This window comes from Caulobacter sp. ALps2 (assembly GCF_058681635.1).
Window position 1 is genome coordinate 471,535 of record NZ_CM178743.1, and the last position, 18,069, is coordinate 489,603.

The following is an 18,069-nucleotide window of genomic DNA, read 5'->3' on the forward strand; positions in this document are numbered from 1 at the left end:
GCCCTTCGCCTTCCTGGGCCTCGCGCCTGGGAAGGCGAAGACGCCGTGGGGATCAGTCCGGCGAGCCCTTCTCCAGCGCCTCCTCGACCCGATGCGCCGCGGCCGTGCCGCCGGCGTCGTCGGCGGCGATGTCGCCTTGGTCGTTCAGATCGGTGTTGGCCTTGGTGATCGCGTCGGCGGTCTTTTCGTCCGGATCGCGGGCGTCGGGCTGGGTCGAGTTGATAGCGGGCATCGGAACGCTCCTGCTGAGGGTCCCGGCGTAACCCGCCCCGCCCGCGCTCGTTCCGATCACAACACCGTCCGATCCCCCGACCGAGGGTCGTCGACCACCTCCCCCGAGTGCAGCATCCCGTCGATGGCCCGGTCGCGCCAGGCGATCGTGCTGTCGTAGATCTCGGCGCACAGGTCGACCTCGGAGAACAGCAGGCCTTCCGTCTCCGACTCCAGCGCCCCGATGATCACTCCGTCGGGCCGCACGAAGAACGACGGCCAGCAGCTCCTCGGCGCCGACGAGTTTGGGCAGCTGATCCACATGTTGTTGTTCGAGGCGCTGGCGATCATGCCGGCCGGCATGGTTATGGCCGGGAGCGTGGTCCCGCCGGTCAGAAGGTGCGCCCCGACCCCGGCCTCCATGTCCGCGAACCGTTCGGCCGACAGTCCGCCGGCGTGGAAGCCGTGGAACATCAACCGCACGCCCAGCCGGTGATAGGCGCGATAGAGTTCCGGGTAGCGGTAGTCGTGGCAGACTAGCACCCCGCACCGCACGCCCCTGATTTCGAACACCACGAAGTGGTCGCCGGGCGTGTAGTGGACCAAGTCTCCGGTCCTGCCCGCCGCGTCGCCAGCACAGAACCGCTTGTCGTAGCGGTCGACCAGGGCGCCCGACGCGTCGATGACATAGACGCTGTTGTGCGGCTTGTGACCTTGCGAGAGGCGATGGGCGGAGCCGATCACGGTCCAGAGGCCAAGCTCTCCCGCCAGCGCCGCTACCGCCCGCGTGGCAGCCTGACAAGCGTCCCAGTCGAAACCGGCGAAAGTCTCGAAGTCGACGCCCGCATAGCCCGACAGCGCTGCTTCGCAGAAATGGACGATGTCCGCGCCGTCCGCCCTGGCCTGGCGCATCAGCCGCCGCGCCGCCGCCAGGTTCTCGGCGATGTCGGATGAGACCCCGAACTGGGCGGTCGCGACCTTCACGCGGGCCGCCCCGCCCGCAGCCGCCCCACCTCCGCCTGCAGGTCCGACAGCCGGGCGGCGTGTTCGCGGCACAGGACCATCAGCTCTTCGCTGCGCAGGGCGTCCAGCTTGTCGATCACCCGCATGATCTCCAGCTCGGCCCGCAGGTTGACCGCGTAGTCGTGCTCGGCGGTCAGTCGGTCCTTCTTGGCCTGGCGGTTCTGGCTCATCATGATCACCGGCGCCTGGATGGCGGCCAGGGTCGAGAGCAGCAGGTTCAGGAAGATGAACGGATAGGGGTCGAAGGCGTGCTTGAAAGGGGCCAGCGCCAGATTCAGCCCCATCCACAGAAGTAGCGCCAGGCCGAAGCCGCCGATGAAGCCCCACGAGCCGCCGACCGCCGCCACCTGGTCGGCCAGTCGCGTCCAGAAGGTGGACGCCTCGTTCTCGTCGGGCTGGTCGGAGGGCGCACCGTGCAGGATCAGGTCGATGACCCGCTTCTGCACGTCGGTCAGTTCGCCATAGGGCCGGCTGAGCAGTTCGCGGGACAGCTGGTCGAGGTGTTCCTGGTTCATCGAGGACTCGCGGCGGACGTTACGGGTCGAGTTTGACGGGGCCGAGATTGACAGCGACCTGTCGAGAAGGCGACGGTTCATGTGTCGGGTGGGGCCGACGACTTCCAGTTCCTTCCAGAGGAGAAGACCGATGGCCCATAAGTTTCTGATCAAGAAGAACAAGGCGGGCGAATTCGTCGCCTACTTCACCTACAACGGCGAAAGCATCTTCTGGACGGAAGGTTATTCGTCGAAGGCCTCGGCCAAGAACGCTATCGAGTCGATCAAGAAGAACGGCCCGGACGCCGAGACCGACGACCAGACGGACTAAGCGCAAGCGGCCTGTGGATGCTCCCCCGCGATGTGGGGGAGCATCTACCAGCAACGGCTTGACCGGCTCGACCTGGAAGGTCTCTGATCATTGATAACAATGATACGGGAGGGGACCGCCATGGCTGCCAACGGCCGGAAATCCATCTTCATCACCGGCGCCGCCAGCGGCATCGGCCTGGCCTGCGCGAAACGGTTCGCCGGGGCCGGCTGGTTCGTGGGCCTGTCGGACATCGACAAGGCGGGCCTGAACGCCGCGCGCGAGGCCATCGGCCTGGCCAACGGCTCGGTCCACGGGCTGGACGTCCGCGACCGCGAGGCCTGGGCCAATGCGCTGGGCGAATTCGGCAAAGAGACCGGCGGCAAGGCCGACATCATCCTCAACAACGCCGGCGTGGCCCGGTTCGGGGTGCTGGAGGACCTGTCCGACGCCGACTGCGACATCCAGATCGACGTCAACATCAAGGGCGTGATCAACGGCGCGCGAGCGGGCCTGCCCCTGCTGCGGGCGGTCGGCGGGCGGCTGATCAACATCGCCTCGTGCGCGGGCCTGTACGGCTCGCCCAAGCTGGCGGTCTATTCGGCGACCAAGTTCGCGGTGCGAGGGCTGTCGGAGGCGCTGGACGTCGAATACGCCCGCCACGGCGTCAGCGTCGCCTGCGTCATGCCGTGGTTCGTCGAGACGCCGATCCTGACCGCCGGAGCCTCAGGCACGAACGAGAACATGGCCGACGCCCTGCGGGCCGGCGGCCTGGAGGTCTATCCGGTGGAGGACGCCGCCCAGGCGGTCTGGGAGGCCGCGCACGGCAAGGCGCTGCACTACTTCGTGGGCAAGCGGGCGAAGCAGATGCGCTTCGCCAGCAGCCACATGCCGAACGTCGTCAGGAAGCAGCTCCGCTCCCGGCCCCTACTGTCGTCTTGAGGCCTTCCAGGACCGGCTTGTCGGACGTGAGGCTCTTGACCGCGGTCAGACCGTTGGTCCCGTTCGCCTTCGCCGGAGTCACCGACGCCGGGAGGGCCTTGGACGCCGAGGGGGCCTTGGGCGCCGTGGCGATCGGGGCCGAGGCCGGCTCGGTCACCGCCGCGCCGACCGGACCGCCCATACCGGGCGTCGCCATGGCCATCTGCGCCGCCGCTGGCTCGAGACGGCCAAGCGCGCTGGCGGCGTAGACCGCCGTCGGCTTGCCGTCAGCCGTCAGGCTGGCGATCTCGGACGGAGCGATGTCATCGACGGTCGGCAGCCGTGACGGCGCATAGGTCGCGCCGTGACGGCCGAAGCGGTAGAAGATGTGCATGCCGACCTGGGCGACGCGCAGCAGACGCGGACCCCAGCCAGGCGAGACATTGATCGTGTGGAAGTGCGTGGCCGAGCCGACCGCGCTGGAGCTGTCGCCAGCCAGGGTGCGGGCGGCGACCTTGCGGGCCCGGGCCCAGGCGCCCGTGTCGCGGGCGCGGCGCATCGAGCCGTCGCAGGCGAAGCTGAACTGGCAGCCCGTGCGATTGTAGGCGCCTTGGAACACGACGCCGCAGATCGACTTCGGGAAGGCCGGGTGGCGAACGCGGTTCATGACCACCTGGGCCACGGCCGCCTGACCGCTGGGGGTCTCGCCGCGGGCTTCATAATAGACGGCCTCCGCCAGGCATTCCAGCTCGCGCGAGCTCTCCAACGCATTGTGCAGTTGGAACGGAGTGGCGAGTCCGGGGCTGAATCCGGAACCGAAGCTGGCCCGCAACATCAGCGGGCCGGTGCGGCCGTTCTGACCGGGCAGCAGGTTCGAACCGGCGGTGTCGAGACGCGCCGCCAGCATCTGCGACTGGCGGTCGCTGCGCTCGACGGCGGCGAACAGGTAAGGATCGTGACGCTTGGCCACGGCGAGCGCGCCGGGGTCCATACGCGTAGAAGCGCTCAGCATGGCCGCGTCGGAGAAGTTCCCCGAAGCGCCTTCCGCCAATCGGGCGACGCGGGCGTGGGTGGAGGCCGATTGGGCCAGGCCACCCAGAAGGTAAACGCCGCCCAGGGCCAGACCCGTGATGGATCCGACCAATACGGCGCCGACCAGCCCGCGCGCGTCCGCGCGCGTCTGCGACTTGATATACAAAACTAGCGTCCTGCGCGGCGAGGGCGCTCCGGCCCCCCGACAAAATCCGCCTCGAAACCCCCGAAATCCACTGGCGGGGAACCCTTCGAAACGGGTGGACTGGCCGTAACACGCTGTGGCCAAGATCCTGCTTGTAGCGGCTTATGACGTATCCATGACCGACTCGCAAGCACTTGCCGCACTGCAACATGGCCTCTGCGCCTAGAAGTCGCACAGTCAAATTGTTAACGTCTTGAATCCGCGCGAGAAGCTCGACAAGCGCGATCGACGTTTTTTTGTGGATCGAAACGCCTTGCCAGGCCTTTGCTCAGCCTTTCCGTGCGTAACTTCGGCGGCGCCGCATCGTTACTCGACGACGACATAAACCTTAACAATCTTGCTTAACCGGGAGCCAGGATTGGGTCGGCGCCGGACGATCTGTCGAGCGCCGGACTGCCCGCCTCACCGCCCCCGCACGAGCCGCCAGCCGTCGACGAACAGCTTGGTCAGATTGATGCCCGCCGCCACCGCGATGATGATCTTGACGGTCATGTCGATCACCTCCTGCGGATTGACCAGGTCGGCGGCGAGCGTGTCGGCGGACAGGGTCACCAGCGGCTGGGCCCGCCACAGGGCCGCGGCGAGGGCGAGGCCGCCGATCGCGCCCAAGAGCTCGGTCGCCGCCCGCGCCCGCACCCAGCCGGGCTGGATCACCAGGATCAACGCCGAGAGGCCTTGCAGGACAGCCAGGCCCAGGATCGGCCAATACAGGGCCAGCAGCACCGGGCTCAGGATGACGCCGACACCATCGGGGGTGCGCATGACCCGCTCCATTGGGAACGGCAGGGCGCCGGTCCACCAGGCGATGAACAGGCCGATGGCCGCCAGCTCGAACACACCCTCGAAGCGGCTCTTGGCGAGCCAACCCTTGCCGCCCATCCATCCCTTGCCCTCAGGCCAGCTCGCGCCGAGCCAACCACTGCCCTCCGGCAGATGCGGCAGCTCGCTTACCTTCCACTTGGCGAAGTCGCCGACCTTGATCCAGCCGCGCTCGATCGCCGCCGCGACCACGGTGGCCGCGCCGATCAGGCTGAGCGCGGTGGGGATGAAGTCCGAGAGGATCCCGCCGATCCGGTGGTTGTCGCCATGGCCGGCGATCAGCACCACCGCCGCCGGGACCACCGCGGCCAGGGCGGCGATGGCCAGCAGCACCTTCACGGCGAACAGCCAGAACGGATAGATCTCGGGCCCGATCAGGGCGCTGTGCGGGCCGTAGCGGCCGGCCACGGCGATCGGGTGGCCGATCTCGCGCAGCAGGTCCTCGGTCTGGTCCTTGTCGAGCGGGCGGCCCAGGGCGGCCTCCTTCTCCTCGACGCGGTTCATGATCAGGTCGCGCAGCTCGGCGACGATGTCCTGGCGCGAGGCCTTCGGCAGCAGGGCGGCCACGGCCGCCAGATAACGATCGATCAGATCGCTCATGGTCTTGTTCCCCTTGGAATGGTGAGAGGCCGCGCTCACAGCAGCGGCTCGAGGGCGGCGTTGATCGCGCGCCATTCGTCGGCGAGGCGGGCCAGCACCGCCCGGCCCTCCTCCGACAGCTGGTAGAAACGCTTCTTGCGCCTGTCTTCCTCGCGCCATTCGCTGGCCAGGAGCCCTTGGGTCTCCAGCCGGCGCAGCATCGGGTACAGCGCGCCTTCGTCGATCTCGACGCCCACGGTCGAGAGCGCCTGGCGCAGGCTGTAGCCGTAGCGCTCCTCCCGCAGCTGGGCGAGGACGGCGAGGATCAGGCTCCCCCGCCGCAGCTCCTGGCGGAGCGATTCAAAGATGTCCGTATCGGTCGGCATTGAGTGTGCGCCACATAGTGTGCATCACATGGTGTGTGACGCACACTGTATGTCACACAGTATGATCGGGAGTCAACCGAGACGGAACGCCGTTCGCGCTCGCGGCTTTTCCTGGCGAAACGAAACGGAGGTTTTCGAATGCTCGGCGACCAGGACGCCCAAGCGACGGTGGCGGTGAAGGATCTGAAGACGGCGCGGCCGTTCTATGAGGAGATCCTGGGCCTGAGGCCCCTCCCCTCGGACCAGCCCGACGTCCAGGCCTTCCAGGCCGGAAAGTCGCTGGTGCTGGTCTACGAGTCCCAGTTCGCGGGCGACAACAAGGCCACGGTGCTGACATGGGCGCTGGGTGAGACCTTCGACGCGGCGGTGGAGATGCTGAGAGGCCGCGGCGTCGTCTTCGAACGCTACGACCTGCCGGGCATGGGCCACGATGGCGACGTGCACGTGGCCGGCGACATGCGGGTCGTGTGGTTCAAGGACCCGGACGGGAATATTCTGAGCCTGGGGAATTACTGAGACTCTCCTCCCCCGCTGGGGGAGGTGGCCCAGAGGGCCGGAGGGGGCAGCTCGGCCTGGGCCGGCGATGCCCCCTCGGTCGCTCCGCGACAGCTCCCCAAAAAGGGGAGCGGATTCAGCGGGCGCTCACCTCCAGCAGATCCTCCAACCCGATCCGCCGGAACATCTCGGCCCGCACACGATCGGCGACGCCGTTGACGATCTCCGCCCCATCTCGCGACGGATCGATGTGCACCCGGAACGGCCGCTGGCCGAACGGCATGTCCACCACCCGCGCAATGGCCCGCGCCACCTCGCCGGCGTCCGCATCGGCCGGCTCCAGCGCCGCCAGGCCGTTCAGCGCCGCGTCGGCCACCCCGGCATAGGGTCCATCCATGTACGCACCAGCCACCGCCTCATCGGCCGGCTTGCCGGAATGGGCGAAGTGGTTGGTGCCCTTGGTGAAGGCCCCCGGCACGATGATCGAGGTCTCGATCCCCCAGCGGGTCAGTTCGCTGGCATAGGAGACGGCCAGGCTGTCCATCGCCGCCTTGGCCGCGAAGTACGGGGCCAGGAACGGCGGCGTGCCGCCCCGGGTCGAGCTGGACGACACCCAGACCACCAGGCCCCGGCCCCGCTTCCTCAGCACCGGCAGGGCGGCGCGGTTGACCCGCTGGGTCGACAACACGTTGACGTCGAACAACTGGCCGTACTGCTCGGGCGTGAAGGCCTCGGCCGGGCCAAAGCTCATATGGCCGGCGTTGTGGACGATGACATCGAGGCGGCCGTCCTGGGCGACGATCTGATCGATGGCCGCCTGGACCGAGGGCTCGGAGGCCACGTCCAGCTCGACCGTGCGCAGGTCGACGCCGTGGGTCTTGGCGTGGTCGGCGACCGCCGCGACCTGAGGCGCGTTGCGGCCCGTCGTCTCGCGCATCGAGGCGTAGACGGTGTGGCCGGCGCCGGCCAATTCGCGGGCGGTCAGCGCGCCGAAGCCCGAGGAGGCGCCGGTGACGAGGATGATTTGCTTGCTCATGGTCGGGTCCTTTCTCAGATGACGCCGCCGTTGACGCGCAGGGTCTGGCCGTTGACCCAGGCGCCGTCCGGACCGGCCAGGAAGGCGATCGCGCCGGCGATGTCCTCGGGCTGACCGAGACGCTCCAGGGGCGCGGCCTTGGCCAGGCGCTCGACCACCTCGGCGGGCTTGCCGTCCAGGAACAGCTTGGTCGCCGTCGGGCCGGGCGCGATGCTGTTGACCGTGATGTTCCGGCCGCGCAGCTCCTTGGTCAGGATGGCGCTCATGGTCTCGACCGCCGCCTTGGTGGCGGCATAGACGCCGTAGTTCGCCGGCAGCAGGCCCACGACGCTGGACGAGAGATTGATGATCCGCCCGCCGTCACGCAGGCGCCTCGAGGCCTCGCGCAGGGTGTTGAACACGCCTTTCAGGTTCACGGCGATCGTCTGGTCGAACAGGGCGTCGTCGGAGTCGGCCAGGCTGGCCAGCTTCATGATCCCGGCGTTGTTGACCAGCACGTCGACGCCGCCGAACGCCGCTTCGGCGTGGTCGAACAGCCGGCGCGCGGCGGCCGGGTCGCTGACGTCGGCCTGGGCGGTGATCGCCTTGCCGCCGGCCGCCTCGATCTCGCGGACCACCGCCTCGGCGGAGGCGGTGTCGCCGGCGTAGTTGACGATGACGGTGAAGCCGTCGCGGGCCAGGCGCCTGGCCGTCTCCGCGCCGATGCCGCCCGAGGCGCCGGTCACCAGCGCCACCTTGTCTTGGATCTCTTGGGTCATGGGTTGGTCTCCTTCGATGGAGAGATCATGCGCCTTCGCTCCGATTGAATAATTCAGCCAGATGCGACATGACTGTTCGCATTTACGAACAATGGAGCGCGCGGCATGGATCGGTTCGAGGCCATGCGCCTGTTCACCCGGATCGTGGAGCGGCGCAGCTTCACCCAGGCCGCCGCCGACCTGGACCTCCCCCGCTCGACCGCCACCGAGGCCGTGCAACAGTTGGAGGCGCGGCTGGGCGTGCGGCTGCTCCAGCGCACCACCCGCCAGGTCAGCCCCACCCTGGACGGCGAGGCCTATTATCAGCGCTGCCTGCGCCTGCTGGACGAGCTGGAGGAGGCCGAGGGCGCGTTCCGCCAGCGCACGCCGCGCGGCCTGCTGCGGGTCGACGTACAAGGGGCCTTGGCGCGGCGCTTCGTGTTGCCGGGTCTGCCGGAGTTTCTGGCCGCCTATCCGGATCTCAAGCTGCGACTGACCGAGGGCGACCGCCTGGTCGACCTGGTGCGCGAAGGCGTGGACTGCGTGCTGCGCATCGGCGACCTCACCGACAGCGCCATGGTCGGCCGCCGCGTGGCCCTGCTGCCCGAGGTCACCTGCGCCGCCCCGGCCTATCTGGAACGGCGCGGCGCGCCCCGCACGCCCGACGATCTGGCCAACCACCGCATGGTCGGTTTCCTGCAGGCCGGCGCGGGCCATCCCTATCCGCTGGAGCTGACGGTCGACGGCAAGCCGCGCGAGATCGCCGTACCGGCCGACGTCATCGTCAACTCGGCCGAGAACACCGTCGCCATGGGCCTGCTCGGCCTTGGCCTGATCCAGGTCCCCCGCTACCGGGTCGAGGACCGCCTGGCCGACGGGACCCTGGTCGAGGTGCTGCCCCAGCATCCGCCGACCCCGACGCCGGTTTCCCTGCTCTATCCACGCAGCCGACAGCTGTCCCCGCGCGTTCGAGTGTTCATCGACTGGGTCGCGAAGCGTTTCGCCGCCTGACGGTGGGGAGACCACCATGGGCCGCGCCACGACACGTCCGAACACGCTCAGTCGCTTCGTCGACGCCCAGGCCAGCACCTACGACACCGCCATGGCCGAGTTGCGGCGCGGCCAGAAGACCAGCCACTGGATGTGGTTCGTCTTTCCGCAGATCGCGGGCCTCGGCCGCAGCCCGACCGCGCAGTTCTACGCCATCGTCGACCTGGCCGAAGCCCGCGCCTACGTGGCCCATCCCGTGCTGGGCCCGCGCCTGGTCGAGGCCGTCGAGGCCCTCATCGCCCTCCCCGGCCGCGACGCCCACGCCGTCTTCGGCTCGCCCGACGACCTGAAACTGCGCTCGAGCCTGACGTTGTTCCAGGCGGCGGCGCCGGAGGAGCCGGTGTTTGGCCAAGCGCTGGCCAAGTACTTCTCCGGGCGAGAGGACATGCTGACGCTGGAGAAGCTGGGTTAGGGCGGAGTAGGCCGCGCCTCCAACGCGAACGGGGCGAGAGGGAGCGACCTTGCCCTCCCCGCCCAAGGTTCGGGCAGTCATCGACCACGCCCTGGCCGCCCGCGCCGTACACTGACGGTTCGCGAAAGTTTCAACTCCCACGCGCTTGCCCAAATAACGGCGTTCGCCCTATTGCAGCGCTGTCAATGTCGGGGCGAAGCGGGTTCGGGTGGACTTTCTGAGACAATATCCGCTGGCCGTCTTGTACGCTTGCGCTCTGTTCGCGCCCGCCATGGCCGCCGAGCGCCCGATCAGCATCGTCATGCCCGCCCAGCCGATGAGCCGGGCCCTGGGCGAGCTGGGACGCCAGGTCGGCGTCGACATCCTGGCCTCGCCCACCGTGGTCGGCGATCGAGCCGCCCCGCCCCTGCGCGGCCGGCTGACCCCCGGCGAGGCGTTGGAGCGGCTGCTGGCCGGTTCGGGCCTGGGCTACGAGATGATCGAACCTGGCGTCTATGTGGTGCGCGCGCGGTCGGCGACGGCCAAGATCGAACCCGAGACCCCGACCGCCTTGCCCGAACTGCTGATCGTCGGCGTGCGCAGCCAGAACGTCGACCAGCGCCGCGATCCCGACGACATCCAGCCCTACCAGGTCCATGAACGCGGCGCGCTGCGGGCGGCCCAAAGCCTGTCGGCCGACGACTTCCTGCAAACCTGGCTGACCGCTAACACCTACAGTTACCAGTCGGTCCCGAGCCGGCTGCGCGGCCTGCCGCCGTCGCGCTCGAACTTCGCCTTCCGCGATCCCAGCGCCAACGCCGCGACGCTGGTTCTGGTGGACGGCCGACGCATGCCGGCGATCCCGACCGGAAACCAGATGATCCAGGCCGACATCGGTCCCATCCCCCTGGCCGCGATCGGCCGCATCGAGACCCTGGGCGCCAGCAGCGGCGCGCTCTACGGCCTGGGCGCGGTCAATGGCGTGGTCAATCTGGTGCTCGACCGCGACTATCGCGGGGCCGAGGTCGCCGCCACGGTCGGCGCGGGCAAGAACGGCGACGGCGGATACGGACGCTTCGACGCGCGGCTGGGATGGAGCTCAAGGAACGACGGAACGGCGATGATGGTCCGCTACGGCCAGAGGCGCTTCAATGGCGTCACCGTCCGCGACCGGATCGAGGTCTCCGCGCCGCTCGACGGGGCGAACTTGAAGAGCGGCCAGAGCTTCAACGGCGTGCCGGGGAACGGGATCACCCTGTTCGGCGTGAATGGCCCCTTCACGGTCGGCGGCGTCTCGATGCTGAAGACCTACATCCCGGCGGACTATGACGGCTCGATACCGATCGAAGCCGTGCTGATCCGCAACGCCGGCCTGTCCGCGCCGGGCGTGGCCCAGGCCCACCGAGACCGGCAGCTTTCCACCGACAGCCGCAGCGACGCGGTCCTGGCCAATCTCCGCCAGCGTCTATGGCCCGGGGCCGAGGCCTATGTGGACTACATCTACCTGGCCAGCCACGACGCCTATTTCGCGCCCTACGGCGCCGTCTCCGTCCGGCTGACGCCGGGCCAGGGCGCGGGCGCGAGGTTCTCGGGCTCGAGCCCCATCGAACTGGTCGCGCCCGCGCCCCACACCGCGGGGACCACCGACATGCGGACCCTTTCGCGCCGTGTCACGGCGGGCCTGGTGTTCGACCTGCCGGCCCGCTGGCGCGGCGGCGTCGACTACGCCGTGGGCTCCTCCCGCATTCGCGCCCTGACCAGCGACCAGGGTTTCGACTACCAGACCTACCAGATCATCGCCGACGGGGTCGCGCCCGCCGGCCGGCCGGCGCCCGATCCCTTCGGCGCCCAGGCCAAGTTCCTGGCGGATCTCAACCTCTATGTCGTCAAGGGCGCGCCGGCCGAGCCCTACACCGCCACGCGGCTGGAGGACATCTCGCTGCGGGCCTCGGGGCCGATCGCCCGGATCAGGGACCGCGACCTGACCCTGTCCCTGACCGCCCAGCAGCTGTGGGAGGGCATGCCGCATATGCCCGGCGCCGCCAGCAACCACGTCTCGATGCGCTCGCGATCGCTGTTCGCCGAGTTGCGCGCGCCACTGGAGGGTGTCGTCGGCGTGCGGGGCCTGGAGCTGCAGGCCGCGGCGCGACGCCAGGCCGGCCGCATCCGCATCGCCTATGGCGGGTTCGCCAAGGTCGAGAAGTCCGCCGACCTCTATCTGGTGGGCCTGAAGGCCGAGCCCGTCGCCGGCCTGATCCTGCGCGGGGCCTACGCCTCGGGCGCGCAGCTGCCCGACCCTCTGATGTTCATGAATGCGCGCGGGACCGGAGGCAGCGGCCTGGTCGATCCCAAGCGCGATCCGAACCGGCCCATCTCGGCCGAGGGCTGGTTCTGGACCGTCTATGGCGGTTCGTCCGAGCTCAAGCCCGACCAGACCCGAACCTGGTCGGCGGGCCTGGTGTTGAACGCGCCGCTGATCCCGCGCACCCGCCTGTCGGTCGACTACACCCGCATCGAGGGTCACGACCTGCTGGTCCAGGTCTACCGGGGTTCCGACTTCTACATCCTCAACGAGGACCGTTATCCCGGCGCCGTCATCCGCGCGCCACTGACCGACGCCGACCGCGCCAAGGGTTATACGGGCGGCCGCATCCTCGAGGTGCGCGATGTCAACGAGAACAGCGGCGCCAGCCTGGTGCAGGCGGTGGACATCGCCGCCCAGCACGACCTGGACCTGGCCGGCGGTCGCCTGAGCCTCAGCGCCACGGTGACCTGGCAACCGACGCTCACCCTGCGCACCGCGCCCGACAACTGGCTGGGCAAACGCACCCCCGACGGCGGAGCCCCGGAGTGGCGCGCCGCCGCCGGGGTCCGTTGGTCGACCCCGAGCTTCGCGGCCTCGGCCACGGCCCGCTACATCAGCGCCAACGTCCCGACCGCCCTCGCCGCGCGCACGACCGTGGACCTGTCCCTGGCCTGGGCGGCGCCGCGACCACCGGGCGTGTCCGAGACCGAGCTGCGCCTGGGCGTGCGGAACCTGTTCGACCGGTGGTCGATCGACGATCCGCTGAAGCGCCGCCTTGAAGCGACGCTGATCGCTCGCTTCTGACTCGCTTATGACGCGCAAGGCTTTGCGGTAGCGCTTTCGGCGCTATCAAGGTCGCCGGGCGTCGCGTCGGTGGGGAAGGCATGCGTAGGGAGTGGGCGGTCGCCCTGGTGGCCATGGGGGCGTCCGTGTCGGTGATCTGCGGCGGGTCCGCGGCCGCCAGCTCCGCCGCGAGCCGAACCCAGGTCGCCGGCAAGCTGACGCCTCACATCCCTTGGTCGCCGCCGCCCGAGGCCCAGGTCGCCGCGCTGAAGGCTGGGCTGGAGAAGCTGAAGGCCAACGACTACGCTGGCCTTCACGCCATCGCCAAGGCCTATACCGAACGCCCCGATTTCGAGAGCCTGCCCGAGACGACACGCCACCTGGCCTGGCATCTGCTGGGCCTGGGCGCCTGGCAGACCGGCCGCCTGCCCGAGGCGCACAAGGCCTTCAAGGCCTCGTCCCGCCTGGCTGGGGCCATCGGCTGGGACTGGCTGTACCGCGCCTATACCGCCGACCTCGACAAGGACTCCGACGACGCGGTCCATGCCTTCAGCACCCTGGTGGAAGTCGATCTGACGCCGCTGGCCGACGTGGATGACGCCTTCATCGACCACCTGCGGCGCGAGGCCCTGGACCTGCCGCGCGGCGAGCAGCGGCGGATGGACCTGATGGACGACCTGCTCGACGCCGACTGGAAACCCAAGGATCCGAACGCCGACTGGAGCGACTTCTGGGTCGATCACGCCGCCCGGCTTCTGGATCGCGGCGATGTCGAGCGGGCCGGCAAGGCGATGGCGCGCGCCACCGCGCCCGAGCCGCTGGCCTCGGCGCGCGCCGACCGCCGGTTCGCCCCGCTGGTGCGCCAGGATCCGGCCCGCTTCGACCTCGCCAAGGCCTATGCCGCGCGGGTCGAGGCCACCCGCGCCCGGATGGTCGACAAGCCGCGCTCCGTCGCGGCGGTCAACGCCCACGCCATGGCCCTGCTGACCATGAACCGCGCCGCCGAGGCGCTGGTCGTGACGCAGGCCGCGCTCGACCGCCGGCTCGACAGCTGGGACGATCCGAAGGCCCGGGCCTGGACCCTGGACATCCAGGCTCGCGCCCTGCGCGACCTGGGCCGGCCCGACGAGGCCCTGGTGGCCTGGCGCACGGCGACCCGGCCCGAGACCGGCGGCGGGGTCGGCCAGGACCTCAATCTCGCCGACGCCCTGCTGGAGCAGGACCAGCCGGCCGAGACCCTGACCATCGTCAGCGGCGTCAAGCCCGACCAGGTCAGCGCCTTCGGCCGGATGGTCGCCGCCAACCTGGCGGTCTGCGCCAATGCGCGGCTGGGCGACCGCGCCGGGACCGACCTCGCCCTGGCCGCCCTGGCCGCCGACCGCGACGCCGCGCCGATGCTGGAGATGAGCGGCCGGCTGTGCGCGGGCGACCAGGACGGCGCGGCCGCGATCCTGATCGCCCAGCTCAAGGATCCCGAGACGCGCCTCGACGCCCTGGCCGACGCCCAGGACTATCCGCTCCCCACGACCACCGCCCCGTTCCGCCGCGCCCAGCTCGCCCGCCGCCACGCGCTCCATGCCCGCCCCGACGTTCGCGCCGCCATCGCCGCAGTCGGTCGGCGCGAGCGCCAGCCCTATCCGGCGGTCTACTGATGCGCGCGTTGCTCCTCGGCCTCATCGCGGCCTTTACGGTCGCCGCCCCCGCCTTCGCCCAGCGCTTCGCCGACATCCCGCTGGAGCTGGCCCAGCCCGCCGACGCCGTGGCCCAGGTCGAGCGCCAGGCCAGGATCGGCGGCGGCGTCGCCGTCTTCGATCACAAGCAGCTGCACGACCTGTGGGAAGCCCTGGCCCAGGACGAGACCCCGCGCCTGCGGCTGCTGAACGCCCTGGCCGCCCTGAACTTCGGCCCCGTCGATCCGCTCGACCAGGAGGACCAGATCTGGGAGGACCACGCCCGGCTGCTGGCCAAGACCGGCGCCCCGCCGCGCGAGGTGCTGACCGCCCTCAAGCGCCTCAACGGCGTCGACGAGCAGTTGGGCGCGGCCCTGTCGCCACGCTTCGCCGCCGCCCGCCGGCTGGACGAGGCCTGGTTCGAGCCGCGCGCCGTCGTCATGCGCGCCTTCCAGCGGGCCGACCGGCTGGCGGTGAAGGCGACCGACCGCCTCTCCCTGGTCACCCGCCGCGCCGACCTGCTGGAGCGCCTGGGCCGACCGGCCGACGCCTTGGCGCTGATCGACGCCGCCCTGCTGCGCGCCAAGGTCTCGCCCCGGACCTTCAGCGACCTGGACGGCGGCCTCGTGAACCTGCGCGCCGAGCGGGCCTTCAGCCTCTGGCAGCTGGGCCGCTTCGACGAGGCCATCGCCGAGGACCGCGCCATCGTGAAGGACGCCCGCCCGCGCGAGGGTTATGACGGCTGGGCCGACAACATGCTGATCAGCCACCTGACCGCCGACGGCCGGGCCCCGGCGGCGCTGAAGGCGCTGGACTACTTCCTCTACAAGCCCAGCGGGAACCTGGGCGACTGGGTCGTGGCCCGCTCGGCCTGCGTCAACGTCCAACTGGGCCGGCTGACCGCCGCTCGCCGCGACCTGAAGGACCTGAAGGCCGACACCGTCCCGGCCCGCACCTACGCCCTGCTGTGCCTGGACGACCTGGACGCCGCCGCCGCCAGCTACAAGGCCCGCCTGGCCGATCCCGACGCAGCGCCGTGGGCCGTGCAGGCGCTGTCGGCCCGCGTCCGCCCCAAGGCCCTGGGCCGCTGGGACGCCGTGATGCTGGACCGCCAGGCCGAGATCGCCGCCCGTCCCGACGTCCAGGCCGCCCTGGTCGCGGCCGGCGGCGCGCGGCGTTCGCCCCTCACCCCGTCGGGCGGCGAGACCTGGTGACAGACTGCTGCCACTCGTCGTCAGCAGCCCCACTAGCCGAGACCCGCGCGCGTCCCTAACTTGGGGCCATGCCTTCTCGCGATAACCCCGGCGTCCCAAGTGGACTTGCAGACGTCTCGACGCCCTTCGTCATGGACACGGTGCAGGACGTCGCCGACGCCACGATGCCCATGCTCTGGACCCCGCACCGGCCCGCGCGGCCGGACAAGTCCGAGGGCGGCAAGACGTTCAAGCTGGTCTCCGACTACCAGCCCGCCGGCGACCAGCCGACCGCCATCGCCGAACTGGTCCAGGGCATTAACAACCGCGACCAGGACCAGGTGCTGCTGGGCGTCACGGGCTCGGGCAAGACCTTCACCATGGCCCAGGTCATCGCCGCCACCCAGCGCCCGGCGCTGATCCTGGCGCCGAACAAGACCCTGGCCGCCCAGCTCTACAGCGAGATGAAGTCGTTCTTCCCGGAGAACGCGGTCGAGTACTTCGTCAGCTACTACGACTACTACCAGCCGGAAGCCTACGTCCCGCGCACCGACACGTTCATCGAGAAGGACAGCTCGATCAACGAGCAGATCGACCGCATGCGCCACTCGGCCACCCGGGCGATCCTGGAGCGCGACGACGTCATCGTCGTGGCCAGCGTCAGCTGCATCTACGGCATCGGCTCGGTCGAGACCTACACGGCCATGACCTTCACCCTGACGGTCGGGGACAAGGTCGACGAGAAACAGCTGATCGCCGACCTCGTCGCCCAGCAGTACAAGCGCAACGACCAGGCCTTCGAGCGCGGCACGTTCCGCCGCCGGGGCGACACCATCGAGATCTTCCCCGCCCACTACGAGGACCGCGCCTGGCGCGTGACCATGTTCGGCGACGAGGTCGAGGCGATCGCCGAGTTCGACACCCTGACCGGCAAGAAGACCTCCGAGCTGGAGACCATCAAGGTCTACGCCAACAGCCACCACGTCACCCCGCGCCCGACCCTGCGCCAGGCGATCATCGCCATCCGCCAGGAGCTGAAGGAGCGGCTGGAGTGGCTGGTCGCCAACGGCAAGCTGCTGGAGGCCCAGCGCCTGGAGCAGCGCACCACCTTCGACCTGGAGATGATCGAGACCACCGGCTCGTGCGCCGGCATCGAGAACTACAGCCGCTACCTGTCCGGCCGCCGGCCGGGCGAGCCGCCGCCGACCTTCTTCGAATACATTCCCGACAACGCCCTGTTGTTCACCGACGAGAGCCACCAGACCGTTCCGCAGATCGGCGCCATGTACAAGGGCGACCGCAACCGCAAATGGACGCTCGCCGAGTACGGCTTCCGCCTGCCCTCGGCCCTGGATAACCGCCCCCTCAAGTTCGAGGAATGGGACGCCATGCGGCCCCAGTCGGTGCACGTCAGCGCCACCCCGGCCAACTGGGAGCTGGAGCGGGCCGGCGGCGTGTTCGCCGAGCAGGTCATCCGCCCCACCGGCCTGATCGACCCGCCGGTCGAGGTGCGCCCGGTCTCCAAGGACAACGCCAGCCAGGTCGACGACGTGGTCGACGAGATCCGCCAGACCATCAAGAAGGGCTACCGCACCCTGGTCACCGTGCTGACCAAGAAGATGGCCGAGGACCTGTCGGAGTACCTCAACGAGCAGGGCATCAAGGTCCGCTACATGCACTCCGACATCGACACCCTGGAGCGCATCGAGATCATCCGCGAGCTGCGGATGGGCAATATCGACGTGCTCGTCGGCATCAACCTGCTGCGCGAGGGCCTGGACATCCCCGAGTGCGGCTTCGTGGCCATTCTCGACGCCGACAAGGAAGGATTCCTGCGCTCGGAGACCTCGTTGATCCAGACCATCGGCCGGGCCGCGCGGAACGTCGACGGCAAGGTCATCCTCTACGCCGACCGGATCACTGGGTCGATGGAGCGGGCCATGGCCGAGACCGCCCGCCGCCGCGAGAAGCAACACGCCTACAATCTCGAGCACGGCATCACGCCCGAGAGCGTCAAGCGCGACATCAAGGACATCCTCAACAGCCCCTACGAGCGCGGCGACCGCGTGCTGGTGCCGATGGGCATGTCCGAGACCGACGACCGCCCGTTCAGCGGCGACAACTTCAAGGCCGCGCTGAAGGACCTGGAAGCCAAGATGCGCGAGGCCGCGGCCAACCTGGAGTTCGAGACCGCCGCCCGCCTGCGCGACGAGATCAAGCGCATGAAGCTGATGGATCTGGAGTTCGCCAACGACATCCTGACCGCCACGGGCGACGAGGTCGACCGCGCCGCGCCCAAGCGCATCCGGGCCGAGATCCGCCAGGAGAAGGCCGAAGAGTTCCGCAAGAAGCGGAAGTAGGCCCGAACGTCCGCCCCTCCCCTTGCCCCGCAACTCGCGTTAGTCAGGGCGGAGACGTCGCCCGAGGAAA

Annotated in this window: 17 protein-coding genes; 9 read left to right on the forward strand and 8 right to left on the reverse strand. The window is 69.6% G+C overall.

Features of this window, described 5'->3' with window-relative positions; genetic code table 11:
- Positions 1–52: 52 nt before the first annotated feature.
- Genes ACW173_RS02075 through ACW173_RS02085 form a run of 3 tightly spaced genes read right to left on the reverse strand, consistent with a single transcriptional unit; the run spans position 53 to position 1,748 of the window.
- Positions 53–232: a hypothetical protein gene (locus ACW173_RS02075; protein ID WP_492083232.1), complete on the reverse strand. Its 180-nt coding sequence runs from the start codon at positions 230–232 to the stop codon at positions 53–55.
- Positions 233–288: 56 nt separating this feature from the next.
- On the reverse strand, positions 289–1,194 hold the full coding sequence (locus ACW173_RS02080; protein ID WP_492083233.1) for a carbon-nitrogen hydrolase family protein: 906 nt from the start codon (positions 1,192–1,194) through the stop codon (positions 289–291).
- Positions 1,191–1,748: a DUF1003 domain-containing protein gene (locus tag ACW173_RS02085; RefSeq protein WP_492083235.1), complete on the reverse strand. Its 558-nt coding sequence runs from the start codon at positions 1,746–1,748 to the stop codon at positions 1,191–1,193. The genes ACW173_RS02080 and ACW173_RS02085 overlap by 4 nt, the downstream gene beginning before the upstream one ends.
- 130 nt (positions 1,749–1,878) lie before the next feature.
- Here ACW173_RS02085 and ACW173_RS02090 point away from each other — a divergent pair, with 130 nt between their 5' ends.
- A complete protein-coding gene (locus ACW173_RS02090) occupies positions 1,879–2,058 on the forward strand; it encodes a YegP family protein (RefSeq protein WP_492083236.1) in 180 nt (59 codons plus the stop codon).
- Between the two features lie 90 nt (positions 2,059–2,148).
- Positions 2,149–2,979 carry an SDR family oxidoreductase gene (locus ACW173_RS02095; protein WP_492083237.1) on the forward strand — a complete coding sequence of 277 codons (831 nt, stop codon included), beginning with the start codon at positions 2,149–2,151 and terminating at the stop codon, positions 2,977–2,979.
- Here the strand turns inward: ACW173_RS02095 and ACW173_RS02100 are convergent.
- The 3 genes from ACW173_RS02100 to ACW173_RS02110 all read right to left on the reverse strand — a co-directional run bounded on the left by ACW173_RS02100 (position 2,939) and on the right by ACW173_RS02110 (position 5,979).
- The gene (locus tag ACW173_RS02100) at positions 2,939–4,156 is read right to left on the reverse strand and encodes a cell wall hydrolase (RefSeq protein ID WP_492083238.1); all 1,218 of its coding nucleotides are present in this window, start codon (positions 4,154–4,156) and stop codon (positions 2,939–2,941) included. The two genes, ACW173_RS02095 and ACW173_RS02100, sit on opposite strands and share 41 nt — an antisense overlap.
- A gap of 441 nt (positions 4,157–4,597) precedes the next feature.
- On the reverse strand, positions 4,598–5,614 hold the full coding sequence (locus ACW173_RS02105) for an HAAS signaling domain-containing protein (RefSeq protein WP_492083239.1): 1,017 nt from the start codon (positions 5,612–5,614) through the stop codon (positions 4,598–4,600).
- Positions 5,615–5,649: 35 nt separating this feature from the next.
- Positions 5,650–5,979 (reverse strand): PadR family transcriptional regulator, encoded by a 330-nt coding sequence (locus ACW173_RS02110; protein WP_492083240.1) that lies wholly within the window; start codon positions 5,977–5,979, stop codon positions 5,650–5,652.
- Positions 5,980–6,117: 138 nt separating this feature from the next.
- On the opposite strand from ACW173_RS02110, the gene ACW173_RS02115 reads away from it, so the two are divergent.
- Complete coding sequence (locus ACW173_RS02115; RefSeq protein WP_492083241.1) at positions 6,118–6,495, forward strand: VOC family protein; 378 nt, start codon at positions 6,118–6,120, stop codon at positions 6,493–6,495.
- 115 nt (positions 6,496–6,610) lie between these two features.
- On the opposite strand, the gene ACW173_RS02120 is transcribed toward ACW173_RS02115, so the two are convergent.
- The gene (locus tag ACW173_RS02120; RefSeq protein ID WP_492083242.1) at positions 6,611–7,510 is read right to left on the reverse strand and encodes an SDR family oxidoreductase; all 900 of its coding nucleotides are present in this window, start codon (positions 7,508–7,510) and stop codon (positions 6,611–6,613) included.
- Positions 7,511–7,524: 14 nt separating this feature from the next.
- The gene (locus tag ACW173_RS02125) at positions 7,525–8,268 is read right to left on the reverse strand and encodes an SDR family oxidoreductase (RefSeq protein WP_492083243.1); all 744 of its coding nucleotides are present in this window, start codon (positions 8,266–8,268) and stop codon (positions 7,525–7,527) included.
- A gap of 105 nt (positions 8,269–8,373) precedes the next feature.
- On the opposite strand from ACW173_RS02125, the gene ACW173_RS02130 reads away from it, so the two are divergent.
- The 6 genes from ACW173_RS02130 (at position 8,374) to uvrB (ending at position 17,999) form a co-directional block, all read left to right on the forward strand.
- Positions 8,374–9,258, forward strand: coding sequence for a LysR family transcriptional regulator (locus ACW173_RS02130; protein ID WP_492083244.1), 885 nt, complete (start codon positions 8,374–8,376; stop codon positions 9,256–9,258).
- A gap of 16 nt (positions 9,259–9,274) precedes the next feature.
- Entirely contained in the window at positions 9,275–9,709 is a 435-nt protein-coding gene (locus tag ACW173_RS02135) for a DUF1810 domain-containing protein (protein WP_492083245.1), read from the forward strand.
- Between the two features lie 208 nt (positions 9,710–9,917).
- Entirely contained in the window at positions 9,918–12,797 is a 2,880-nt protein-coding gene (locus ACW173_RS02140; RefSeq protein WP_492083246.1) for a TonB-dependent receptor, read from the forward strand.
- Between the two features lie 80 nt (positions 12,798–12,877).
- Entirely contained in the window at positions 12,878–14,428 is a 1,551-nt protein-coding gene (locus ACW173_RS02145) for a hypothetical protein (protein ID WP_492083247.1), read from the forward strand.
- A complete protein-coding gene (locus tag ACW173_RS02150; RefSeq protein ID WP_492083248.1) occupies positions 14,428–15,660 on the forward strand; it encodes a hypothetical protein in 1,233 nt (410 codons plus the stop codon). The genes ACW173_RS02145 and ACW173_RS02150 overlap by 1 nt, the downstream gene beginning before the upstream one ends.
- A gap of 68 nt (positions 15,661–15,728) precedes the next feature.
- Positions 15,729–17,999: an excinuclease ABC subunit UvrB gene (uvrB, locus tag ACW173_RS02155; protein ID WP_492083249.1), complete on the forward strand. Its 2,271-nt coding sequence runs from the start codon at positions 15,729–15,731 to the stop codon at positions 17,997–17,999.
- Positions 18,000–18,069: the final 70 nt, after the last annotated feature.

Bases quoted from the DNA above. Each gene is read 5' to 3' on its own strand.
- ACW173_RS02120 (WP_492083242.1), bottom strand. From the start codon at position 7,510: ATGAGCAAGCAAATCATCCTCGTCACCGGCGCCTCCTCGGGCTTCGGC.
- ACW173_RS02075 (WP_492083232.1), bottom strand. From the start codon at position 232: ATGCCCGCTATCAACTCGACCCAGCCCGACGCCCGCGATCCGGACGAA.
- ACW173_RS02085 (WP_492083235.1), bottom strand. From the start codon at position 1,748: ATGAACCAGGAACACCTCGACCAGCTGTCCCGCGAACTGCTCAGCCGG.
- ACW173_RS02135 (WP_492083245.1), top strand. From the start codon at position 9,275: ATGGGCCGCGCCACGACACGTCCGAACACGCTCAGTCGCTTCGTCGAC.
- ACW173_RS02105 (WP_492083239.1), bottom strand. From the start codon at position 5,614: ATGAGCGATCTGATCGATCGTTATCTGGCGGCCGTGGCCGCCCTGCTG.
- ACW173_RS02145 (WP_492083247.1), top strand. From the start codon at position 12,878: ATGCGTAGGGAGTGGGCGGTCGCCCTGGTGGCCATGGGGGCGTCCGTG.
- ACW173_RS02125 (WP_492083243.1), bottom strand. From the start codon at position 8,268: ATGACCCAAGAGATCCAAGACAAGGTGGCGCTGGTGACCGGCGCCTCG.
- ACW173_RS02115 (WP_492083241.1), top strand. From the start codon at position 6,118: ATGCTCGGCGACCAGGACGCCCAAGCGACGGTGGCGGTGAAGGATCTG.
- uvrB (WP_492083249.1), top strand. From the start codon at position 15,729: ATGCCTTCTCGCGATAACCCCGGCGTCCCAAGTGGACTTGCAGACGTC.
- ACW173_RS02130 (WP_492083244.1), top strand. From the start codon at position 8,374: ATGGATCGGTTCGAGGCCATGCGCCTGTTCACCCGGATCGTGGAGCGG.
- ACW173_RS02110 (WP_492083240.1), bottom strand. From the start codon at position 5,979: ATGCCGACCGATACGGACATCTTTGAATCGCTCCGCCAGGAGCTGCGG.
- ACW173_RS02090 (WP_492083236.1), top strand. From the start codon at position 1,879: ATGGCCCATAAGTTTCTGATCAAGAAGAACAAGGCGGGCGAATTCGTC.
- ACW173_RS02150 (WP_492083248.1), top strand. From the start codon at position 14,428: ATGCGCGCGTTGCTCCTCGGCCTCATCGCGGCCTTTACGGTCGCCGCC.